Source organism: Dietzia sp. Cai40, from assembly GCF_014145165.1.
In the GTDB taxonomy this organism is placed as follows: domain Bacteria; phylum Actinomycetota; class Actinomycetes; order Mycobacteriales; family Mycobacteriaceae; genus Dietzia; species Dietzia natronolimnaea.
In genome coordinates, this window is the sequence record NZ_JAALEB010000171.1 from 1 (window position 1) to 21,668 (window position 21,668).

The 21,668-nt window shown below is 69.7% G+C and carries 20 protein-coding genes and 1 pseudogene; 8 read left to right on the forward strand and 13 right to left on the reverse strand.

The window, feature by feature from the left end; genetic code table 11:
- Nucleotides 1-233 precede the first annotated feature (233 nt).
- Together G6022_RS07375 and G6022_RS07380 are read right to left on the reverse strand one after the other, a co-directional pair.
- A complete protein-coding gene (locus G6022_RS07375; RefSeq protein WP_182691286.1) occupies nucleotides 234-2,819 on the reverse strand; it encodes a carboxylate--amine ligase/circularly permuted type 2 ATP-grasp protein in 2,586 nt (861 codons plus the stop codon).
- 58 nt (nucleotides 2,820-2,877) lie between these two features.
- Nucleotides 2,878-3,678: a crotonase/enoyl-CoA hydratase family protein gene (locus G6022_RS07380; RefSeq protein ID WP_179523929.1), complete on the reverse strand. Its 801-nt coding sequence runs from the start codon at nucleotides 3,676-3,678 to the stop codon at nucleotides 2,878-2,880.
- 213 nt (nucleotides 3,679-3,891) lie between these two features.
- On the opposite strand from G6022_RS07380, the gene G6022_RS07385 reads away from it, so the two are divergent.
- On the forward strand, nucleotides 3,892-4,605 hold the full coding sequence (locus tag G6022_RS07385) for a GntR family transcriptional regulator (RefSeq protein ID WP_187700710.1): 714 nt from the start codon (nucleotides 3,892-3,894) through the stop codon (nucleotides 4,603-4,605).
- 130 nt (nucleotides 4,606-4,735) lie between these two features.
- Here the strand turns inward: G6022_RS07385 and G6022_RS07390 are convergent, their stop codons facing one another.
- The 4 genes from G6022_RS07390 to G6022_RS07405 form a co-directional block, all read right to left on the reverse strand.
- Nucleotides 4,736-5,590, reverse strand: a complete 855-nt coding sequence (locus G6022_RS07390; RefSeq protein WP_304816467.1) for an oxygenase MpaB family protein — start codon at nucleotides 5,588-5,590, stop codon at nucleotides 4,736-4,738.
- Nucleotides 5,591-5,662: 72 nt separating this feature from the next.
- Nucleotides 5,663-6,298: a hypothetical protein gene (locus G6022_RS07395; protein WP_182610697.1), complete on the reverse strand. Its 636-nt coding sequence runs from the start codon at nucleotides 6,296-6,298 to the stop codon at nucleotides 5,663-5,665.
- Nucleotides 6,288-7,502 carry an MCE family protein gene (locus G6022_RS07400; protein ID WP_182617859.1) on the reverse strand — a complete coding sequence of 405 codons (1,215 nt, stop codon included), beginning with the start codon at nucleotides 7,500-7,502 and terminating at the stop codon, nucleotides 6,288-6,290. Before G6022_RS07400 ends, G6022_RS07395 begins: the two co-directional genes overlap by 11 nt.
- A gap of 80 nt (nucleotides 7,503-7,582) precedes the next feature.
- Complete coding sequence (locus G6022_RS07405) at nucleotides 7,583-8,827, reverse strand: alpha-D-ribose 1-methylphosphonate 5-triphosphate diphosphatase (protein WP_020171046.1); 1,245 nt, start codon at nucleotides 8,825-8,827, stop codon at nucleotides 7,583-7,585.
- Between the two features lie 176 nt (nucleotides 8,828-9,003).
- On the opposite strand from G6022_RS07405, the gene phnC reads away from it, so the two are divergent.
- Genes phnC through G6022_RS07430 form a run of 5 tightly spaced genes read left to right on the forward strand, consistent with a single transcriptional unit; the run spans nucleotide 9,004 to nucleotide 13,385 of the window.
- On the forward strand, nucleotides 9,004-9,801 hold the full coding sequence (gene phnC, locus G6022_RS07410) for a phosphonate ABC transporter ATP-binding protein (protein WP_182640254.1): 798 nt from the start codon (nucleotides 9,004-9,006) through the stop codon (nucleotides 9,799-9,801).
- A gap of 56 nt (nucleotides 9,802-9,857) precedes the next feature.
- Nucleotides 9,858-10,766, forward strand: a complete 909-nt coding sequence (gene phnD, locus G6022_RS07415) for a phosphate/phosphite/phosphonate ABC transporter substrate-binding protein (RefSeq protein WP_182640253.1) — start codon at nucleotides 9,858-9,860, stop codon at nucleotides 10,764-10,766.
- A gap of 56 nt (nucleotides 10,767-10,822) precedes the next feature.
- Complete coding sequence (phnE, locus tag G6022_RS07420) at nucleotides 10,823-11,599, forward strand: phosphonate ABC transporter, permease protein PhnE (protein WP_281254079.1); 777 nt, start codon at nucleotides 10,823-10,825, stop codon at nucleotides 11,597-11,599.
- Complete coding sequence (locus G6022_RS07425; RefSeq protein WP_182640252.1) at nucleotides 11,596-12,630, forward strand: phosphonate dehydrogenase; 1,035 nt, start codon at nucleotides 11,596-11,598, stop codon at nucleotides 12,628-12,630. The genes phnE and G6022_RS07425 overlap by 4 nt, the downstream gene beginning before the upstream one ends.
- Complete coding sequence (locus G6022_RS07430; RefSeq protein WP_182640251.1) at nucleotides 12,627-13,385, forward strand: GntR family transcriptional regulator; 759 nt, start codon at nucleotides 12,627-12,629, stop codon at nucleotides 13,383-13,385. The genes G6022_RS07425 and G6022_RS07430 overlap by 4 nt, the downstream gene beginning before the upstream one ends.
- A gap of 113 nt (nucleotides 13,386-13,498) precedes the next feature.
- Here G6022_RS07430 and G6022_RS07435 read toward each other — a convergent pair whose 3' ends face one another.
- On the reverse strand, nucleotides 13,499-13,888 hold the full coding sequence (locus tag G6022_RS07435) for an alpha/beta hydrolase (protein WP_182640250.1): 390 nt from the start codon (nucleotides 13,886-13,888) through the stop codon (nucleotides 13,499-13,501).
- 139 nt (nucleotides 13,889-14,027) lie between these two features.
- Here G6022_RS07435 and G6022_RS07440 point away from each other — a divergent pair, with 139 nt between their 5' ends.
- Nucleotides 14,028-14,480: a transposase gene (locus G6022_RS07440; RefSeq protein WP_182610426.1), complete on the forward strand. Its 453-nt coding sequence runs from the start codon at nucleotides 14,028-14,030 to the stop codon at nucleotides 14,478-14,480.
- The gene (locus G6022_RS07445; RefSeq protein ID WP_347238160.1) at nucleotides 14,477-15,532 is read left to right on the forward strand and encodes an IS3 family transposase; all 1,056 of its coding nucleotides are present in this window, start codon (nucleotides 14,477-14,479) and stop codon (nucleotides 15,530-15,532) included. The genes G6022_RS07440 and G6022_RS07445 overlap by 4 nt, the downstream gene beginning before the upstream one ends.
- On the opposite strand, the gene G6022_RS07450 is transcribed toward G6022_RS07445, so the two are convergent.
- The 6 genes and pseudogenes from G6022_RS07450 to G6022_RS07475 all read right to left on the reverse strand — a co-directional run.
- On the reverse strand, nucleotides 15,485-16,639 hold the full coding sequence (locus G6022_RS07450) for an MlaD family protein (RefSeq protein WP_182640247.1): 1,155 nt from the start codon (nucleotides 16,637-16,639) through the stop codon (nucleotides 15,485-15,487). The genes G6022_RS07445 and G6022_RS07450 overlap by 48 nt on opposite strands.
- Nucleotides 16,640-16,644: 5 nt before the next feature.
- Nucleotides 16,645-17,754: an MCE family protein gene (locus G6022_RS07455; RefSeq protein WP_182640246.1), complete on the reverse strand. Its 1,110-nt coding sequence runs from the start codon at nucleotides 17,752-17,754 to the stop codon at nucleotides 16,645-16,647.
- The gene (locus G6022_RS07460; RefSeq protein ID WP_182609784.1) at nucleotides 17,745-18,788 is read right to left on the reverse strand and encodes an MlaD family protein; all 1,044 of its coding nucleotides are present in this window, start codon (nucleotides 18,786-18,788) and stop codon (nucleotides 17,745-17,747) included. Before G6022_RS07460 ends, G6022_RS07455 begins: the two co-directional genes overlap by 10 nt.
- Complete coding sequence (locus G6022_RS07465; RefSeq protein WP_182640248.1) at nucleotides 18,785-19,729, reverse strand: MCE family protein; 945 nt, start codon at nucleotides 19,727-19,729, stop codon at nucleotides 18,785-18,787. Before G6022_RS07465 ends, G6022_RS07460 begins: the two co-directional genes overlap by 4 nt.
- Before the next feature lie 94 nt (nucleotides 19,730-19,823).
- Nucleotides 19,824-21,419 (reverse strand): fatty-acid--CoA ligase FadD5, encoded by a 1,596-nt coding sequence (gene fadD5, locus G6022_RS07470; RefSeq protein ID WP_182610219.1) that lies wholly within the window; start codon nucleotides 21,417-21,419, stop codon nucleotides 19,824-19,826.
- A 39-nt stretch (nucleotides 21,420-21,458) separates the two neighbouring features.
- Nucleotides 21,459-21,668 (reverse strand): annotated as a pseudogene (locus tag G6022_RS07475) (enoyl-CoA hydratase); the annotation flags it as partial.

Below are 21,668 nucleotides of genomic sequence, written 5' to 3' on the forward strand. Positions count from 1 at the left end.
GGGCCGAGACCGCATGGGCGCCCACAGCATCAGCCGCAGCGCCGCCATCCGTGCCGCCGCCCCCCTCGCCGGCGGCCTCGAGCACCTGGGGTGCGCGCCGTACCGGTCGTCGGGTCCGCAGATCGACGAGGTGGAGTTCCTCCTCGATCCTGATCCATCGCTGTCCATCGGTCATCGGAGTCACGGTAGGGGAACCGTTCGGGGTCCGCACCCGCGGCGGGGGGCGCCCGGGGTCAGCGCATGATCCACGTGTCCTTGCCGCCACCCCCGCGGGAGGAGTTGACGATCAGCGACCCGGCGGGGGCCACCCGGGTGAGGCCGGCCGGGACCGCGTGGGCCGTCGTCCGGCCTCCCTCGCGCCTCAGGTGGGCGAAGGCGCGCAGGTCGACGTGCCGCCTCTGCATGCGGGTGCCGTCGAAGGTCGGGAGCGTCGACAGGGCCACCACCTCCTGGGCGATGAAGCCCTCGGGCCGGGTGAGCAGCTCCTCGCGTCGTGCGGCCAACTCCGCCTCGGAGCACTCGGGCCCGATGGTGATCCCCAGCCCGCCGTAGCCGTCGATCGGCTTGACCACCAGCTCCCCCAGCCGGTCCAGCACGAGGTCGCGTTGGGTGCGGTCCGCGCACAGGTAGGTCGGCACCTGCTCGAGGACCGGGGCCTCCCCCAGGTAGAAGTCGATCATCGCGGGCACGGAGGCGTACACGGCCTTGTCGTCCGCCACCCCGTTCCCGAGGGCGTTGGCCACCGTCAGCCGCCCCCCGGCGAGGGCGTCCAGCAGGCCGTCCCGCAGCGGCTCGCCGTCGAGTCCGGGGGAGCTGAGCAGCATGTCCTCGTCGATCCGCGCGTACACCACGTCCACCCGCTGGAGCCCGTCGCGGGTCCTGCGGTGCAGGATCCCGTCCCGGAAGACGACCTCGTCAGGGGTGACGAGTGGCAGGCCGGCCCGGTCGGCGATGAGGCGGTGCTCGAACCACGCCGAGTCCGCCGAACCGGAGGACATCACCACCACGTTCGGGGTGTCGCCCGCCGCCGGCGGTGCCGCCGCCACGAGGGTCTCCCGGATCATGGGGAAGGCCTGGTCGGGAGAGTGGAGATCGAACTCGTCGACCAGGTCGCCGAACAACGCCGACGTCATCTCGCGGTGGGCGGTGGAGAAGGCGACACCGGACGGCACGCGGACGTTGTCCTCGAGGACCAGCCACCGACCGTCGTCCGCGCACACCAGGTCGATCCCGCAGATGTGCGCCCGGATCCGGTCCGCCCCCAGCGCCCGCCCGGTACTCCCGCGGAACCCCGGTGCCCGATCGAGGGCCTCGGGGGCGAGGTGCCCGGCGGCGAGGAACTCCTGCTCGCCGTAGACGTCGTCCAGGAACGCGTCGAGGGCGCGGGCGCGCTGCTCGATCCCGGCCGCGAGCCGCGACCAGGTCTCCGAGGTGATGATCCGGGGGACGAAGTCCATCGGGAACGCGTGGGGACGCTCCTGGCCCGTGACCCGGAAGGTGACCCCGGCGACCGAGGCCTCCTGCTCGGCCCGCACCTGCCGCGCCCGGAGCCTGACGGTCCCGATCCGCTGCAGCGCCGTCAGGACGGGGTCGTACGGGGCCCGCGGCCGCCCACCGGCCTCGACCGCCTCGTCCCAGCTCGGGTCCTCGTCCAGGCCCTCGATCGGGAGGTAGACACCGAACAGTCGCGAGTGCGCGTCCGGGACGGGCGAACGGGAGCCGCTGGTACCGCCGGTCTCCACCACCAGCAGGTCCACGACGTCCTGGACGTGGGCCCGGCGGCGCAGGGTCTGCCGCTGACGGAACGCGCTGCTGCCGTTGTAGAGCGCGTCCTCGACCAGCGCGCGCACCGTGTCCAGGTCCCCCGTGCCGGACAGCTGCTCGGCCAGGGAGTCGACCAGGTCGGTGATGACGTCGGCCGCCGGACGGGGGCGGAAGGTGACCGGGTCGACCAGGGCGCCCTCGAGACCGGATCTCGCGGCGCGCCACAACGCGGCCCGGAGCCTGGTCTCCACGGGTGCGGACGGCTCCGCACCCCGCGCCAGGGCCTCGGCCTCGCGCTCGACCAGCGCCCGGAACAGGGTGGCCACGAGGGCCGTGGCGTCGGCGGAGGGGCACGCGTCGCACACCAGGATCTCCACCGACCGCCCGTCCGCGCCGGGTTGGATCCCGAAGCCGACCATCGAGGCGTCGGTGATCACCCCGCTGCCGACGAGGTCGTCGACGAGTGCGTGGTAGTCGTGCGCCGAGCACACGCCCGCCACCGGCGCGGTGGTCGGCCACTGGGACGCGGCGACCGAGCGGCAGCTGGCGTACCCGGAGTCGGATCCGTCGCGGAGGAAGGGCGAGCTCGCGGTGAGCGCCAGGAACACCGGGAGATGTGGGGCGATCCGGCACGCCAGGGCGACCGCCTCGTCGGTGTCCACGGCATCCACCCGGATCCGGGTGCCGCAGTAGATCTGACCGCGGGCCAGGAACTCGTAGTCCGCCAGCAGCCGGCGCATCCGGGGGCTCTCGTCGACCAGCGCCGACCCCGGGGGGACCAGCGGGACCGCTCCCGCGGCCGCCACCGTGAGGCCGCGGCCCTCGCCCACCCGGCGCAGTCCCTCGCGCGCCTCGTGCAGCCCGGAGCGCAGGCCCGAGGCCGTGTGGGCCGGACGGGTGCGTGTCCGGATCACACAGTTGCGCACCTCGTCGGCAGCGACGTCCGCTGATCGGTGGGCCAGCAGCTCGGACGCCCTGGGCGTGAGCTCCCGACTCTCGGAGTCGAGGACCTGGAGGTCCTCTTCGATCACCGCTGACCTGAACTGGGCTCCCATGAAGGAAATGTAGTGCGGGCGGGCGGGGTGCACATCCGGTCGGGATGTGGGATGGGTCTCAGCGCGCCTTCCAGACCGGAGCCCGCTTCTCCGAGAACGCACGCGGGCCCTCCATGGCGTCCTCCGACGTCATGACGGTGATCATCTCCGTGTCACTGACCTTCCAGCGGTCGTCCTCCGCCGGGCGGGTCCCGTCGCTGATGCCCAGCGCGACGCGCTTGCTGGCCTGGACGGCCAACGGGGCGTTGGCGGCGATCACGCCGGCCAGCTCGAGCGCCGCGTCGAGCAGGTCCCCGGCCGGGACGACCCGGTTGATCAGATGCAGGTCCAGTGCACGCTCGGCCGTGACCGGCTCGCCGGTGAGGATCATCTCCATGGCCACCCGGTGGGGCAGCTGGGCCGGCAGCCGGAACGCACCGCCCGCCGCCGCGATGAGGCCCCGCCTGACCTCCGGCAGTCCGAAGATCGCGTGATCGGCGGCCACCACGAGATCGCACGCCAGCGCGATCTCGCAGCCCCCGCCCAGCGCGGTGCCGTTGACCGCGGCGATCACCGGCACGGAGACGTGATGCTGCATCATGCCCGCGAAACCCCACTGGCGGTTCTCCGCCGGGAAGATGTCCTCTCCCCGGGAGATCGCCTTGAGGTCCGCCCCCGCGCAGAACGACTGCTCCCCCGACCCGGTGAGGACGACCACCCGGATCTCCGGGTCCGTGTCCGCCTCGTGCAGGGCCCGCCCGAGCAGCGTGCTCACCTCGCCGTTGACGGCGTTGCGGGCCTCGGGGCGGTCGAGGGTGACGAGCAGGATGTGATCGCGGCGCTCGGTGCGGACGGCTGGACGGGTCTCGGATGAGGTCATGCCCCCAGTCTCGCCCGGCACGTCGGCACACGCGGGCGAAACGCCCACCTCCCCCGGGCCGGTGCCATGCGCGAGACTCTCCACCGGGGCCATACAGCGGGGGAGAGGCGCTCACCCCTGCTGGGCAATCGCACACTCCTCGGATATATTTGATTTCGATTCTCGGCCGAGGCCCCTCGGTCGTTCGTGATCCCCGGAGATGAGGTGGCGGATATGGCCGCAACACGACTCGCGCAGCGTCCGCAGCTCTCCGAGGAGGTCGCGGACCACGTCCGGACCCGGATCATGAGCGGCGAGGTGCGCCCCGGGGACTTCATCCGTCTGGACGAGACCGCGGCCGCTCTCGGGGTGAGCGTGACCCCGGTGCGCGAGGCCCTGCTGACCCTGCGCGGGGAGGGGCTGGTCGATCTGGTCCCACGACGCGGTTACCTGGTCTCGCCGATGAGCAGGCAGGACGTCGAGGACATCTTCTGGCTGCAGGCCCGGCTGTCCAAGCGGATCGTCGACCGTGCCATCACCCGGTTCGACGAGGCGGCCCTCGAGCACCACGCCCGCCTGGTGGAGGACTTCGAGGCGGCGGCCGTGACGGGCGATCCGGACCGTGTGGTGAGCGCGCAGTACGCCATCCACCGCTCGATCAACCGGGCGTCCCGGTCGGACAAGCTGTCCCGCTTCCTCAACAACGCCGCGCGCTACATGCCCTACCGGCTCTACGCCGAGGATCCGGACTGGCGGTCCACCGCGCTCGAGGACAACAGGCGGATGCTCGAGGCGCTGCGCACCGGCGACGTGGAGACGGCCCACGCCGTGGTCGACCGGGAGTTCACCAACGGCGCCGACCTGCTCATCGCGCACCTCCAGCGCGCCGGCGTGTGGGACGAGGACCGCGACGAGGACCGGGGCGCGACGCTGGTCGCGCAGGCCTGACCACCCGGCACTCGTCGCGCAGGCCTGACCACCCGGCACTCGTCGCGCGGGTCCGACCCGCGACCACCGGAGGCCGGGGCGACACCGCCCCGGCCTCCGCCGTCTCATCTCCGACGTGAGCCCCGGGACGTCACATCAGCGGCCGTCCGGTTCGCAGGCGCCACTTCAGGTCCAGCAGCAGCACCCGGTAGGTGAGGGTCCGGACCGGGTACGGGAGCATCCGGTTGGCCGCCGCGGTGAGCGCCAGGAACCGCTCGAAGCGCCGCTGGTCCCGCGGGTCCCACGCCAGCCCCAGCGCGTCGCGGAACTCGCGGTGCAGGAACCCGGTCGTCACCCACTTGTTCAGGCGCCCGAACAGGACCGTCGTGGGCTGCGGCAGCATCCGGAGCTCCGTCAGACCCACCAGGTGGTCGCGTACCGAGTCGTCGAATCGGATCCGGGACTTGCCCTCGTGCCAGTAGTCGTCGAACTCCGCCCGCGTCGCCGGCCACTGGTCGGCGCGCACCTGGAGCGTCGTCCCCAGAGACGGGGCGGAGCGGTAGAAGGCCTCGCGGTCGGACTCGGTCATGGGTCCGTGCAGCCACTCGAAGACGTCCTCGAATCCCACGTACAGACAGGCGGCCACCCACATCTGGAGCTTCGGGTCCACCGCGCTGTACTTGACCGGACTGTCGGGTGTGGAGTGCACCCGACGGTGGATGCGGGTGACCTCCTCGCGGTAGACCCGCTTGTCGTCGTCGCTCCCCAGCGTGGCCACCGCCAGGTACTGGAAGGTCGTCCGGGCCCGCTTCAACGGCCTCTTGTAGACGTTGCCGGTGTCCACCCGGCTCTCGCGTACCCCCCAGCCCACCTCGGGCCAGGACAACTGCATGATGACGTTGGCGACCCCGCCGGCCGCACCGATCGAGTCGAGGGCGTCGGGGAGGACGGGCGGTCGACGGCGTGGGGTGGGCGGGGCGGGATTGCGGTGCAGTTCGGTGATCACGTGGCGGTTCTCCTCGGGTATCGGTGTCGTTCGGTCGGCGGTGACGGATCAGGCCGGTTCGGCGGTGACGGATCAGGCCAGTTCGGCGGAGTCGAGCAGCCAGCGGTTCCCGTCGCGGACCAGGGTCACGACCATGCGGCTCGCGTCGACCCGGCCCTCGGGCACGGTGACGTTGGTGATCTCCTGATCCAGGAAGACCAGCACCACGGCGCTGCCGGTGTCCACGCTCTGAACCCCCGCGTGGGTCACGGTTCCGGTCGAGGTGCCCTGTCCGTTGGTGAGCAACTCGCGCAGCCCCTCGGAGACCTCGCGATAGCGGTCGGCGAACTCCGGAGTGGCGTCCGCCACGACCGCCTCGATGTTGGCGTCCACGTCGCCGTGGTCGTAGGACGCGAGTTGGACGACCAGGCGGGTGGCGTCCTCGACCGCGCTGCGTCGGAGTTCGTCCTCCCGGTGGTCCGACCACACGAGGTAGCCCAACCAGGCACACGCGGCCACCAGTGCCACCACGACCACAGCGCTCACGATGCGAGCGGAGTTCCTCCGCGGGGGGGTCGTGCCCTCCACGGGATCATCGTCCACCGTGGAGGTGTCCGCCCGGGCCTTGTCCTCCGGGACGTTGTCCGCCCGGGCCCTATCCTCCGGGACGTTGTTCTCCCGGGCCCTGCCCTCCGGGACGTTGTCCTCCCTGGGTGCCTCAGCCGCCATGACGCAGTCCTTCCATCATCGTCGCCCAGTACGCGGCGATCTCCTTGCCGGTCGGGACGAGCACGGGGTCGACGGCCATGTCCGGGCCGATCCTGGTTCCGGGTTCGGTCGCCCCCGCCAGTCCCTCGTCGTTCGGTCGGGGAGCCGCCCGCGATCCCCGCTGCTCCAGGTCCTCGCCCGGCGGGCAGTACAACCGCAGATTCGGCTCACGCGGGGAGTGGTCGACGACGTCGCGGGGCTCGTACGGGTAGACGCACACCGGCCCCTGGGTGGCGACCAGTTGGAAGTCCGCGCGACCGTCACGCACGGTCCCCGCCAGGGCCCGCAGTCCCCGCTCGCCCTGCGTGAGGCCGGCCTCCCAGGCGGGTCCCCGATCGCGGAACACGGGTGTGACGACGAGGGTGTTGGCGAGCAGGCCGGCCGCGTCCTCCCGGTTGGCATCGAGGAGCACCTGGGCCCGGAGCATCGCCTCGGGTGATCGGTCGAGCAGGTACACGAGCGTGTCCTCCCGGCGGGCCAGCTGCTCGGCGACGTCGCGGGCCACCGAGGCCGACCCGCTGAGCGGATCCGCGCGCGCCGCCAGCGCGCGCACGGTCACGAGCCCGTCGCCGACGAGCCCGCGGAACGTGGGAGCCTGCTCGGTCAACACAGCCGTGAGCAGTGCGGTGTCCTCGAGGATCGCGCCAAGCCGCGGGCCGTTGCCCTCGAGAGCGGTGGCCACGCTGTCCCCGAACGAGGCCAGGGACTCCGGGTCCAGCGCCCGCAGCGAGGTGTCGATGTCGGCGATGAGGTGCTCGATCGACGCGGGTTGCTCGTCCTCGGGGACCAGCAACTCACCACCTTCTCCCAGGTAGGGACCGGCTCCGCTCGTCTGCCGGACGTCGAGCCGGTTGTCCCCCAGGGCCGTGCTGGTCACCACCCGGGCGTGTGCGCTGACGGGGATCCGGGTGCCGTCGACGATCCTCAGGTGGAGCCGGACCCCGCCGACCCCGTCGAGAACGGCGTCCTGGACCTCCCCCACGTCCACGCCGCGGTAGGTCACGCGCACCCCGGGTCCGACGCCCCGCGCGTCCTCGACGTGGGCCACCACCCGGAAACCACTCGCCACGTCGGCGTCCTCCCCGATGTACCGGATGCCGTAGCCGATGGCGACCACCGAGATGAACGCGAACAGCAGCGCCTGCGTGACGATGTGGCGGTTCACGGCGCACCCCTATCCGCCGGACTGGTGTGAGACAGCCGAAGCGGTGACAGTCCTCGTGGCCTACTGCCGCTGAATCCGAGCTACTCGCGGGCAGCGGTATGCGACTGAGTCGAAATGACGTGGGCGACGGGCCAAGTCTTGCTGAGGTCAGTCAGGACGAGGTCGGCTCGGAAGCCTTCGGTCAGCGCGCCACGGTCGCAGAGACCGACACAGGCGGCCGGGCCTGAGGTGATCAGTCGAACGGCGTGTGGGAGTGAGAGGACGCCGTCGCGCACAAGTCGCACTGCGGCTGGGAGCATAGAGGAGGGAAGGTAGTCACTGGCCAGGGAGTCGGCCACACCGGCGACGACGAGCTCGGCTGCCGAGACGTTCCCGGTGTGGGAGCCGCCACGGACGACGTTCGGGGCGCCAGCAACGACGAGCATGCCTCGGTCGCGGGCGGCACGGGCGGCGTCCAGGGTCGTTGGGAACTCCGCCACGGTGCAGCCGCGGTCGGCGGCAGCCGCGACGTCTTCCGGGGTGGCCAGGTCGTGGCCGAAGAGCCGGATGTGTCCGGCTCGGGCCAGGTCGCCCAGCCACGTGAGGGCGCGGTCTCGCACGGTGAGACGTTCGGCGCGGGTGCGACGCCACCGATCGACGTGGTCGACCGCAGCGGCCTCGGTCATACCCTCGTTGGTGATCAGCCACCGCTGCATGGTCGTGGGGTCGGCGAACTGCCCCTGCCCCGGTGTGTGGTCCTCGTGCGAGACGATCGGCACCCGTGCGCGTTGGGAATCATCCGGTGTGGTGATGCTCCGAAGCCTTTCAGAATCCGCGGAGTCGTCGAGTGCGGCCAGCTCCGTTGCGAGCAGCGTCCGGCCGTACTCGCAGCGGGCGTCCAACCGGTGCAAGACCTGGTGGTCGACCTGGGTGTCGTCGGCATGACGCAGCGAATCGGACAATTCTGCGGCAGCGGGGGAACCGATCGTCGTTCCCACGATGGAGTGCTCCTGGAATGCAAGGCCGTGGAAGGCGGTCGTGATTCCTGCCGCGCGTAGACGGCCGCCCGCCGACGTCAGTGCGAAGGCAGGGTCTAGGACGACGCCCGGTCGCGGCCGGGTCTCCCGCGCGAGGATGTCGGTGTGGACGTCGACCAGGCCCGGCAGCAAGTGGGCGCCGTGGGCGTCCAGGGTGCAGCCGGCACCCGGCGGGTGTGGGCCCACCTCGGCGATCCGACCCTCGCGCACCACCACTCTTGCGTTGTCCTCCACCCGATCGGGTAGCACCGCTGTGACGTGGCCGATCACGAAATCTGTCGGCGGCCAGCACGAGTTTCCGAAGGTCATGACGACACATTCTGACAGGGCCCTATGGCCGTCGCATGAACGCGGAAGTCATCGGTCGTTCACCGGCATCGGATGGTCGGACGGGGTTCACTCACCGTTCTCTCAACCCTGATCGTCCGTTCGCAAGTCCTCTATAGGTTTCGGGGTGTTCGACCAAGTCCTACAGAGGGGTTTCCATGATCGAGCTCGTCGAGGTGAGCAAGACCTACAAGGGGGGCGTGCAGGCGCTGCGCCGAACCAACCTGACGATCGAGGCCGGGCAGGTGACCGTGCTGCTCGGTCCTTCGGGAGCCGGCAAATCGACACTGCTGCGGTGCATAAACCTGCTCGTGCAGCCCACCACCGGGACTGTGCGTGCCGCCGGTCTCCCGGCACTGGACTCGCGCCGTGCATTACGACGGCATCGCCGGCGCACTGGCATGGTTTTCCAGCACCACCAGTTGGTCCCGCGGTACACCGCGCTGCGCAACGTACTGCTCGGCCGAGTCGGCTACCACAGTTTCTGGCACGGTCTCCTGCCCGCTGGTCGCGCCGACGAGCGCATCGCCCTCGAGGCGCTCGACCAGGTGGGTCTGCTCGACAACGCGCTCACCCGGGTCGACAATCTCAGCGGCGGCATGCAGCAGCGCGTCGGCATCGCCCGCGCACTCGCCCAACAGCCGCAACTGATCCTCGCCGACGAACCGGTTGCCAGCCTCGACCCGGCCACCGCAGTCCGAGTGATGGCGCTGTTGCGCCGTGTCTGTCACGACAACGGCATCACACTCGTCGCCAGCCTCCACCAAGTCGACCTGGCCCTTGAGCACGCCGACCGCATCGTCGGCCTCGCACACGGCGAGATCGTGCATGACAGCCCCGTGTCCGATGTCACCGATGACGCCATCCAACTCATCTACGAAGGCGTCACTGAGGAATCCGACGGCGACACCGTCGCCAGTACTGTCACCGGCCACCTCACTGCTGGTGTCCGCTGACCGGACGCTGCTCGCACCACCCGAATCACACTCACCACATCCTGGAGTTCTTCACAATGATTAGACCAGCCCGTTCCACAGCTGCCGCACTGGCGGCGCTGATCTCTTTCGCGCTTGTTCTCACCGGCTGCGGCTCCGGTTCCACCTCCGAGCCTGCCGCCGGCGAGGTGCCTGAGACCCTCCGCGTGGCCCTGCTGCCCGACGAGAACGCGTCTCAAGTGATCCAGGACAACGAACCGCTCAAGGAATACCTACAGGACGAGTTGGGCGTCGAGGTCGAACTCATCGTCACCACCGACTACTCCTCGATGATCGAGGCGATGACCCGCGGCCGGTTGGACCTGGCCTACTTCGGGCCATTGTCCTACGTGCTCGCCCAGGAGAAGGCCGACATCGAGCCCTTCGCCGCGCTGCAGGAGGAAGAAGGCGCTGCCCCTACTTACCAAGGGGTGTTTCTCGCTAATGCCGACTCCGGCATCACCACACTCGGCGACGTCGCTGGCAAGACCGTCGCGTGGGGAGACCCGGCCAGCACCTCCAGCCACCTGATACCCAAGGCCATGCTCGCAGAGGAAGCGGGCCTGCGCGTCGACGACGGCGATTACGAAGAACAGCACGTCGGCGCCCACGACGCGGTGGCGCTGGCAGTGCAGAACGGCAACGCCGACGCGGGCGGCATGAGCCTGCCCATCTACGAGCGCATGGTCCGAGACGGGACCATCGACCCTGAGGTGGTCGTGACCGTCCAGGAGTCCGAGCCCTACTACAACTACCCGTGGACTATGCAGACGAACCTGCCCGAGGACTTCAAGGCAAAAGTGCGGGCGGCGTTCTTAGAACTCGACGACGATGCCGTGCTCGAGCCGTTCAACGCCGCCGGTTTCGGACCGGTGACCGATCAAGACTACGACGCGGTGCGCGACCTTGCGCCCCTGCTGGACATCGACCTGGCGGACTACCAGTGACCGCCGACACTTTGCCGGACCCCGTCGAGGAACGGCGGGAAGAACAGTACCGGGACATCTCCCGTCGGGTGTGGATTGGCTGGGGGCGCAACAGCGCGGCCATGGGCGTCGTCGGCGTCCTGGTGCTGGTGTGCGTCTGGGCGGTGGGACTACTCGACGGCGAACGGATGATCACCGGACTGGCCGACATCGCCGACCTCCTGGGCGACATGTGGCCCCCGGACTTCACCAACATCAACCGGTGGTGGGGCCCACTGTGGGATTCGATGTCGATGAGTATCGCGGCCACCGCACTGGCGGTCCTGCTGTCGGTCCCACTCGCGCTGCTCGGGGCCCGTAACACCTCCCCGCACCCCACCGTCTACGCGGTCGCGCGCCTGGTCCTCAACACCCTGCGATCGGTGCCCGAGCTGATCATGGCGATCGTGTTCGTCGCCGCCGTCGGCTTCGGCGCCCTTCCCGGCGCCCTGGCACTGGGTATCCACTCCGCCGGCATGGTCGGAAAGTTCTTCGCCGACTCCATCGAACGCGCCGATCAAGCATCCGTCGAGGTCGCCCGCGCCGCCGGAGCCACCCGGGCACAAGTGATTCTGCACGGCATCCTGCCGCAGGTACTGCCCCAAATGGCCGACGTCACCGTCTACCGGTGGGAGCTCAACTTCCGCGCCTCGGTAGTCGTCGGCGTCGTCGGCGCCGGCGGCATCGGATTCGAGCTGATCGCCGCCCTCCGCACCCTCCAGTACCAGGAAGTCTCCGCAATCCTGCTCGTCATCCTCGCCACCGTCACCGTGGTCGACGCCCTCGGCGGAGCATTACGAAGAAGGTTCCAATGACAAACGCGTCCGCGCGCCCGGTGGTCGTCCTCACCCACCGGGTGCATCCCCAAATCCTCGACATGCTCGGCCGCGAGTGCGACGTGGTGCCGAACCAGCAAGACGACAGCCTCCCGGCATCCGAACTGAAACGCCGAGTAGCACACGCCGACGGGCTGATGGCGTTCATGCCCGACCAGATCACCGCGCAGTTTCTCGACGGTTGCCCGCGACTGCAGGTGGTCGCCGGCGCACTCAAGGGCTACGACAACATCGACGTTAGCGCCTGCACCGAGCGCGGCATCTGGCTCACCCGAGTCGAGGACTTACTCACCGAACCCACCGCCGAATTGGCAGTCGGGCTGCTGATCGGCCTCGCTCGACACGTCGCGACCGGTGACCGCACCGTGCGAGCCGGTTTCCGCGGCTGGCGGCCGGTGCTCTACGGACGCACACTCGTCGGCTCCACGATCGGCATCGTGGGCGCCGGCGTACTCGGCCGGGCCGTGGCGCAAATGCTCTCCGGATTCAATCCCCGACTTCTCTACCACGACCCCGATCCGGTGCCGTCCGCAACCGCGGCGTCGATCGGTATGGAACGGGTGGAACTCGCCGAGCTTCTGCAGCACAGCGACTCCGTGGTGGTCTGCGCCCCCCTGACGGCGGACACACTGCACCTGCTCGACCACCAGGCGATGACATCGATGCGACCCGGAGCGCTACTGGTAAACGTCGGACGAGGCTCAGTAGTACACGAAGACGCAGTGGCCCAGCTCCTGCGCAGCGGACACCTCGGCGGATATGCCGCAGACGTGTTCGAATTCGAGGACCTCTCCCGACCCGACCGCCCCAGCGGCCTGCACCCGGACCTGATGGAACTGACGAGCCATACCCTCTTCACCCCGCACCTCGGATCTGCGGTCGCGACGGCACGCTTGGCGATCGAGGAACACGCGGCGAGATCCATCCTGCAATCACTCGCGGGAAAAGTGCCCGACGGAGCCGTCAACGACCCGCGGAAACCGTCGACCTCCTCCGTTCCCGCAGTATGATCACGCCCATCAGCGACGCCGCACCCACCAAAACCAGTCCTCGGGTACCGGTGTACCTCGCCGCCGCCGACGCACTCGCCGAGCAGATCGCCAACCAGCCCGTCGGCACCCGGCTCCCCTCAGAAGACGAACTAGCCCGCACCCTGGGGGTCAGCCGGCTCACCGCCCGAGCCGTGCTGACCGAGCTGGAGAGGCGCTATCTCGTGCGCCGTCGGCAGGGCAGCGGCACCTTCATGTCCCGACGCATCGACTACACCATCAGTCGACACATCCCACCGTCCTGGAGCGCAAGCGTCCGCAAAGCCGGATTCACCCCAGACGTTCGCACCACCGGATGGCGACTCGAGACCCCACCCACCGAGGTCCGTGGCCGCATGAAAGTGGGAGCACGCAGACAACTGCTCGCACTCTCCCGTAACCGATACATCAACCACGAGCTCGTCGGCTACGCAGACACCTACCTCGACCCCCAACTCGTCCCCGATCTACCCCAGATCCTCGACCCTGCCGGCTCATTGCACGACACCCTGGCCAGCCACTACAAACTGGAACCCGAGCGCGGATGGTTCGGCGTCGCCATCGACCCGGCGCCACCCCACGTCGCCGAGCACCTCGAACTGAGCGGCCGCCCACCGGTCATCTCAATTCGGTCCCGCACCGATGCCGCCGCACGCAACCACCACCCCGTGGAACTCACGATCTCCTGGCTTCGAGCCGACGTATTCCGAGTCGAGGTCGACTTCGACACCACCTAATCAGGACGACAAACCCATCGCCCGCCCCGAATAACCGCAGTCACCAGGGGACTGCGGCCCCGGAAGGGCCGTCTTGTTTCTTGGAAGGTCGAGGGCGGAGATGCATGGTTGCTTCACGTCCACCGTTCGACGAATGCACGCACAGCGGTGTTGGCGATGTCGGGGTGTGATGCGGTCAGAAAGTGCTGCCCGCCGTCAACGATCTGGAGTTCGGCTGATGGAGATTGCGTGAACTGTGAAATTCCATGCTCGGCGTTGGCGACGGAGTACACCTGGTCGGCGGTGCCTTGCAGCCACAACACTGGGCATTTCACTTCGTTGAGGCGTGCCTCGAGGCCATCCCGGTCGCGGAGATTGATCGTGCTCGTCCGGAGTCGGCGCCGGCCCTCGTCTCCGGTGTAGTTGGCGCGGTAGGTTTTCAGCCAGAAGTTCCGTTCTTCGTCGGAGACATTCTCGCCGAAGCCGGCGCCAAGGACGGCGATAACGAAATCGTCGTCTACCACCCAGTCGTCACTGACTGGCGCCGATAGTGCATCGATGGATGGGCTGCAGAATTCTGACCCGTCCCTATCCGCCAGACTGAGGTGAGACACCCGGACTGGCTGGATGAGAGGCTGGGGCGCGACTGAAGGAGAACCCAGCATGACGATCACTGCTACCACTGCTGCGGCCGTGGAGGCCTTGCAGCCGACGCCGGTGCCGGCACAGGAGACGGTGGAATCCCCGCGGGCCGGGCGGCCGGCGCGGCGGACGTTCACCGCCGAGTACAAGCGGCGGATCGTCGCCGAGTACGACCAGGCCCCGGCCGGTGAGAAAGGCCGGGTGCTGCGGCGTGAGGGACTCTACGATTCCAGCGTCAAACAGTGGCGGGCCCAGATCGAAGCCGGAACACTGGGCAGGGTGTCCAAGAAGAAGCCTCGGGAGGGCCTGTCGCCGGAACAGGCGCGCATCGCCGAACTGGAAAAGCAGATCGGCAAGCTCGAGACGGACGCGGCCCGAAAGGACGAGGTCATCGCTGATCGTGACGCCGCTTTGGAGGTCATGGGAAAAGGTGTCGCGTTCTTGGAGGCGCTCTCGAAAAAGAACACGCGGTGAGCCGGGCGGCCTGGCGCACCTGGCAGGCCGAGACCGCGCAGCTGCTGACCGCGCTGCTGGGTGTGGTGCGCGCATGTGCGCTGGTTGGCCGGTCGCGGGCAACGCACCACCGCCAGGCGAATCCGAAGCCGCGCGCCTACGGCCCGCACCCCAAAGCCCGACATCCTGCCGAGCTCAGCGACCCGGACCGCGCCGCGGTGCTGGGCGTGCTCACCAGCGACGCTTACGCCGATCTGTCGGTGGCCCAGGTGTGGGCCCGAGAGCTCGACGCGGGCCGGTATCACTGCTCGCAGCGCACAATGCACCGCATCTTGGCCGCCCAGGCGATGAACGGCGAACGCCGCAGGCAGGCTACCCATCCGCCGCGCAAGATTCCCGAGCTGGTGGCGACCGCGGCAAATGACGTCTGGTCCTGGGATATTACGAAAATGCGGGGTCCGGCCAAGGGCGTCTGGTACCACGCCTATGTCGTCATCGACATCTTCTCCCGCTACGTCGTCGGGTGGCGGATCGAGACCGTCGAGGACGGCGAACTGGCGGCTGACCTGGTCGCTGACGCCATCGCTGAGCAAGGGCGGGCACCGGGGTATCTCCACGCCGACGGGGGCGCGGCGATGACCTCGAAGCCGTTGGCCTCACTCCTGTGCGATCTGGATGTAACCCGGTCGCACAATCGGCCGCGGACCAGCAACGACAACCCGTACAGCGAGTCGCAGTTCAAGACCATGAAGTACACGCCGAACTACCCCGAGCGGTTCGCCAGCATCGGTGCCGCCCGGGCATGGATGAACCGGTTCACCCACTGGTACAACCACGAACACCGGCACAGCGGGATCGGACTGCACACCCCGGCCAGCGTCCACGACGGCACCGCCGATCACATCCGCGACAAGCGGCAGCTCGTGCTCGACGCTGCCTACGCCAAGCACCCTGAACGGTTCACCCGGCGCCCGCGCCCACCCCGGCTACCAGAGAAAGTGACCATCAACGACCCCGCAGCCCGATCAGCCGAAACTAGCCAGGCTCAACCGACCACTGCACGTCTCAATTGATTTGACACGCTCCGCACCCCCCACGGGCGGCTGGGCGTCGGGGGGGCCGGTGGCACCGGGCGGCAGCGGTCGACCCGCGCGCGCCTCACCGCCGGTGCCCAGGGCATCCAGCGAGCCGGGGAGGTCGAGCGCGCCGTCGAACATCATGTGGTCCCCGCGGATCGCGACGTCGAAGTTCGTGACGAAGCGCTGCAGGGCGTCCAGGGTGGGGGCCACCTCGTCCCCGAAGCCCTCCATGTCCTCGAGCAGGACGGTCAGTGTGCGCAGTGACGGCGTCAGGCGCCCGTCCGTGGCCGAGGTGAACTGCTCGACCTGCACTGTCAGGGCGGTGGTGGTGTCCATGAGTGCGGTGATCGTCTCCCGACTGGCCGCCGCCTCCGAGACGAGGTCGGCGGACACCCGCATGCCGCGGTCGATGAGCTCGCGGCGACCGGCGAGCGAGGCGTTGACCCGGTCCAGGGCGAGGATCGTCCGGTCGATCTCGTCGCGGTTCGCCTCGTACAACTCCAGGGCGCGGTCCCCACGCTCCCGGATGCGCCCGATCTCCTCACCTCGCCCGTCCAGGGCCACGGTGAGCTCCTCCATCACCGAGCCGAGCTGCGCGATCCCACTCCCGTTGAGCAGCAGTCCCAGCGAGGCGAGGCTGGACTCGAGATCCGGACCGACGCCGGTGTGCACCCGCGGAACGACCCCCGTGTCCTCGAGTAGTGCACCGGTCGCGGGCGCCGCCGGCGGGGTGAGCGCGATGAACGGGCTGCCGAGGGCGGTGGGCAAGCGGATCTCGGCGAAGACGCCGGCGGGGACGCCGGAGTCACCCTCGAGGCGGACGCCGATCACGGCCTCGGTTCCGTCGGTGCCGACGCTGCGGACCCGGCCGACGAGGCGTCCCCCGTAGCGGACCTCCGCTCCGGGTGCGAGCCGGTCGGCGCGCTCGAACCGCATCTCCACGTCCGCCGAGCCCTCCCCGGTGTCCATCCCCAGGGGAACAGACTGGAGTGCGAGTTGTGGCGTGTTCACGGCCACCATCGCCGCACCCCCGAGCAGTGCCACCCCGAGGAGGGCCACGAGTCCGCGCACCAGGTGCGGACGGGTTCTGGTCTCACGCATGGCTCTCATCCACCCCCCGCGACTCGTTCGAACGCCCCGACCAGGCCGATCGGGTCACTCTGTTCGACCGGGAACATGAGCGGGTTGGTCAGGCCGGCGCCCGTGCACAGTGGGAGCGGCTCACGCCGGCAGAGCTCGCGGCCACGGGCGAAGTGGGTGATGTTGGACGAGACGTTGAGGCGGATGCGCGCGCGACCGTCGGGTCCGATCCCGGCCGCGAGGTTCTCCATCATCACCGGGTACAGATCCAGGAACTCCGCGAAGTCCGCGCGGTGGCGGGCGTACAACGCCGTCACCTCGCGGGTCGCGGTGGTCGTCCCGGTGATGTCGTCCCCGCGCGCGGCGACGAACGCGTCGAGTTCGTCGAGGATCACACGGAGGTCCTCCGCCGGGGCCGCCACGTCGATCTGGTCGTCCCGGAGCTGCCGACCCAGGTCGTCGAGTCCCAGCACGAGGTCGCGCATGGTCTGGTCGCGACCGCCCGCGGCGTCCATCAGCACCGCGAGCTCGGTGACGATCGCGTCGAGATCCTCGGCCCGGTCCCCGCCCACCGCCGAGACCGTGGACAGGTTCCTGATGGCCCGGCTCAGCGTCTCCCCCCGGCCGTCGAGGGCCTCGGCCCCCCGGTCGAGACCACGTGCCACCTCGTCGGCTCCGGGCGAGAACGCCGAGCTCAGGGTGTCCAGGCTGGAGACGAACTCGTCGAAGTCGAGGGGTGCCCGCGTCCGCTCGGCCGGGATCACCCCGTCGTCCGGGAACGCCGGCCCGCCCACGTAGGCGGGGGTGAGCTCGACGAACCGGTCGGCGATGACGGCCGGGTTCATCACCACAGCCCCCACGTCCGCGGGCAACCGCGTACCGGGCTCCAGTGAGAGCCGCACCCGTGCGAGGTCCCCCGTCGGCTCGACCTTCTCCACGATCCCCACCTCGACCCCCACGATCCGGACCTGCGAACCGACGTACACGCCCTCGGCGGAGGCGAACTCGGCCGTGATCACCTGGCGACCGCCGTCTCCCCGGGCGCCGGAGAGCAGAGAGGCCAACACCAGGACGGTGGCGAGGGCGGTGACGAGGATCGCGACGACCCTGGTCCGGCTCACACGTCTCAGTTGCATCCGTCCATCACCCCCAGGGCGCAGAGCGCCGAATCCGGGATCGGGCCGGTCGGTGTGGCGACATCCGTCCACGGGCCGTTCCCGGCCGCGTCCGTGACCGCGCGGAGTCCTGGTGGCATCCGGGTGAGCACCTCGTCCATCGCGTCGATGTTCCTCTGGTAGGTCTCGCTGATCGAGCGCATGTTGCCCAGCACGCGGTCCACGTCCTCGGCCTCCTCGTCGAGCAGCACCCGCACCCGGGTCGCGAGATCCTCCAGGGACGACACGAGGGAGCTGAGCGCCTCACGACGCTGGGTGAGCACGGTGACCAACACGAGTGACTGGTCGGTCAGAGCTCGGATACCCGCCTCCTGCGAGACGAGGACCCCGGTCAGTTCGCGGGTCGTGGTGACCACCCCGGACATCCGCGCGTCCTCGCGGGCGAGGAGACCCAGGGCCGCGGAGACGTCGTCGATCGACTGACCGGCGGCCCCGGCGTCCTGCGGCAGGATGCTGTCCAGGCTGTCGATCATCGCGCTGACGGCCCTCGTGTCGAGCTCCTCGGCCAGGTCCGTGACCGCTCCCCCGATGTCGTCGATCATGTACGGCGACGTGGTGCGTTCCACCCCGATCCGCCGGTGCGGGCCGAGGTCCCCCCCGCCCGCCGGCGTGACCTCGAGGAACCTGTTCCCGAGGATCGACTTGAGACCGATCGTGGCGGTGCTCGCCTCGCCCAGGTCCTGGCCCCGGTCGAGCCGGAACCCCACCACCGCCAGCCCGTGCTCCAACGTCAGGGAGTCCACGCGGCCACTGGGCACGCCGGCCACCAGGACCGGGTCCCCCGTCCGTACCCCCCCGGCGTTGGCGAACTCGGCCGCGTAGTGGTCGGTGCGCAGGACGTACCAGAGTCGGAGCAGGGCCATGCTCGCCGCGAAGACCGCGATGACCAGCAGGATCGATGTGGCTCCCACGAAGACGGTGTTGCCGCGACGGGTGTGCCTCGGGTCGCGGACGAGGTCGACCAGACTCTCCCGCACCATGGTGATCGGACTCATCGGCACGCCCCCGAGTTCCGGTAGCCGAACAGGCTGGTCTCCCAGTCGTCCCACTTGACCGTGAAGTTGCACATGTAGAGGGCCAGGAAGCCACCCTTCTGAGCCTGGGCGTTGACCTCCCGGGCGAACAGCGGGGCCTTGCCCATCGCGGTGTCGAACGCCGGGGTGTTGGGGATCCACCCGTCGGTCGTGTGACGAGCGGCGTCCACGCTCGCGCGGAGATCCGGATCGGTCTCGCGGAGCATCGAGGCCAGTGTCGCGGTGGCCGCGTCCCCGCGCTCGATGAGCACCGCGAGGTCGTTCCCGCCGCCGTCCGCGAGCGCCCCGGAGACGGTGTCGAGTCCCCTGACCAGCCGCTGGAGGTCCTCCTCCCGCTCGGTGAGCGTGGTGTTGAGCGCCGTGATGTTGTCCGCGAGCCGGGTGTACACGTCCTGCCTGCCGACGATGTCCCGGCTCAGCAGCGCCAGGCGGGCGAGCAGGACGTCCATGGCACCCGGTTCGCCCTGGAACGCGGCGACCACGGTGCGCGAGAGGGTGTTGACCTCGTCCGGCCGCACCGCCTCGAACAGCGGCTTGAACCCGTTGACGAGCGCGGTGAGGTCCACGGGATCGGTGGTGGCCTCCAGCGGGATGCGCGTCCCCTCCGGCAGCGGGTCGGCACCGCCGACGGCCGGTCCGCCGTCCTGTGGGGAATCGAGGGAGAGATAGCGGATGCCCAGCATGTCCCCGTAGCGGACCGACGCGCGCGCGCCACTCGCGACCGGCGCCGAGCGCTCGACCTCGAAGTCGACGACGGCGATCGTCTCGCCCAGGGGGCCGACCTCCCGCCCGACTCCGAGCACCCTGCCCACGCGGACGCCGGCGACCGTGACCTCGGAGCCCGGGCCGAGCCCGCCGACGTCGGTGAACTCGGCGCCGTACGCCCGCGCTCCCCAGCCGATCGGCCCGCCAGATCGACCACCGGGCCCCGGCCCGCGGGGAGTTGGAAGACCATGTCAGTGGTATCCGGGTTCCGACGTCGACTCGGCCGCCGGGTCAGACACCCGTGGAGCCGTGCTCCGAGCGGAGCGCGCCCTTGACCACCTTGCCGCTGGCGTTGCGCGGCAGCTCCTCCACGTGCACGAGGTGCTTGGGCAGCTTAAAGCCGGCCAGTTTGTCGCGTAGCCACCCGGTCAGCTCGTCGAGGGTGATGTCCGCGCGGCCCTCCTCCTCGTGCTGGGCGACCACCGCGACGGGCACCTCGCCCCACTTCTCGTCCTTGCGACCGATCACCGCGACCTCACGGATCCGGGGGTGGCCGGCGATGACGTTCTCGACCTCGGCGCAGTAGATGTTCTCACCGCCGGAGATGATCATGTCCTTCTTGCGGTCCACGACGTAGACGAAGCCCTCGTCGTCCATCCGGACCAGGTCACCGGAGTGGAACCAGCCACCCTCGAAGGCCTCCGCGGTCTCCGCGGGCTTGTTCCAGTAGCCGGACATGGTGGTGGGTCCGCGGTAGACGATCTCGCCCACCTCGCCGGGACCGACCGGCTCCCCGAACGCGTCGATCACACGGGCCTGCAGGGTGGGGATGACCTTGCCGACCGACCCGAGTTTGCGGATCGCGTCGTCACCGTCGAGCGCACAGGTGATGGGGCTCATCTCGGTCTGGCCGAACACCGCGCAGTTGAGGGCGTCCGGGAACGTCTCGGACATGGCGCGCAGGATCGTGTCCGTGGACGGGGCCGCACCCCACGAGATGTTGCGCAGCACGAGCGTCCGCGGGCGGGCCTTCTGCTCGGCGCAGACGGCCTGCCACTGCACCGGCACGAGGAAGACGCTGGTGATCCGCTCCGCCTCGAGGGTGTCGAGCAGGGCGGACGGGTCGAAGGCCTGCAGGGGGTGGACCACCGTGACGCCGCCGAGCTGGAGACTCGGGGCGATCGAACCGAGCGCCGCGATGTGGAACATCGGGGCCGCGCACAGTGCGCGCCCCTCCTCGTCGAAGAGCCGGAACACCCGGATACAGGTCAGGGACTGGGCGGTGAGGTTCTCGTAGGAGAGCATCGCGCCCTTGGGCCGACCCGTGGTGCCCGAGGTGTACATGATGAGGGCGGTGGAGTCCTCCGGGACGTCGACCGGCGGATGCGGTTCGCCCTCCTCGGCCAGCGCGTCGGCGAAGGTGGTCTGGTCCTCCGTTCCGGACTCGCCCCCGATGACGATGTGGTCACCCGGCTCCTCACCCTGGGCACGGATCGCCCCGACGAGCGGGGCGAGCAGGGCGTCGGTGACGACGACCTTCGGCGCGCAGTCGCTCACCAGGTAGGCCAGCTCGGCCGGGGTGAGGCGGAAGTTCACCGGCACCGCGATGGCACCCAACCGGTTGATGCCGAGCACCGCCTCGACGAACTCCGGGTTGTTGAGGGTGATCAGCATGACCCGATCACCCCTGGCGACCCCACGACGGGCCAGCGCGTCGGCGAAGAGACCGCTGCGCTCGTGTAGCTGCGACCAGGTGGTGGTCTGGCCGAGGTAGCGGAGCGCCTCGCCGTCGGGGTTCATCTCGGCGTGGGTGGCCACCCACGTGTTCCAGTGGTTGCGACGGGCGGCGTGGAGTTCCGCGACGGGGTCCATGGTGGCGGTGGTCATGATTCGGCCTTTCGTGGGCGGTGAGGGTGGAGGACCGGGTCAGGAGAATTCGGGGCGTCTCTTCTCGAGGATCGAGGCGACCCCTTCGGCGAAGTCGTCGGACACCAGGAGCTCGCACTGTCCCTCGTGCTCGCGGGCCAGCGCGGCGTCCAGCTCGGCGAGTGTGGCCCCGGTGACCGACTTCTTGGTGAGTTCCAGCGCGCGGCGGGGGCCGCGGGCCAGCCGGCGGGCGAGCGTGGCGGCGGCGAG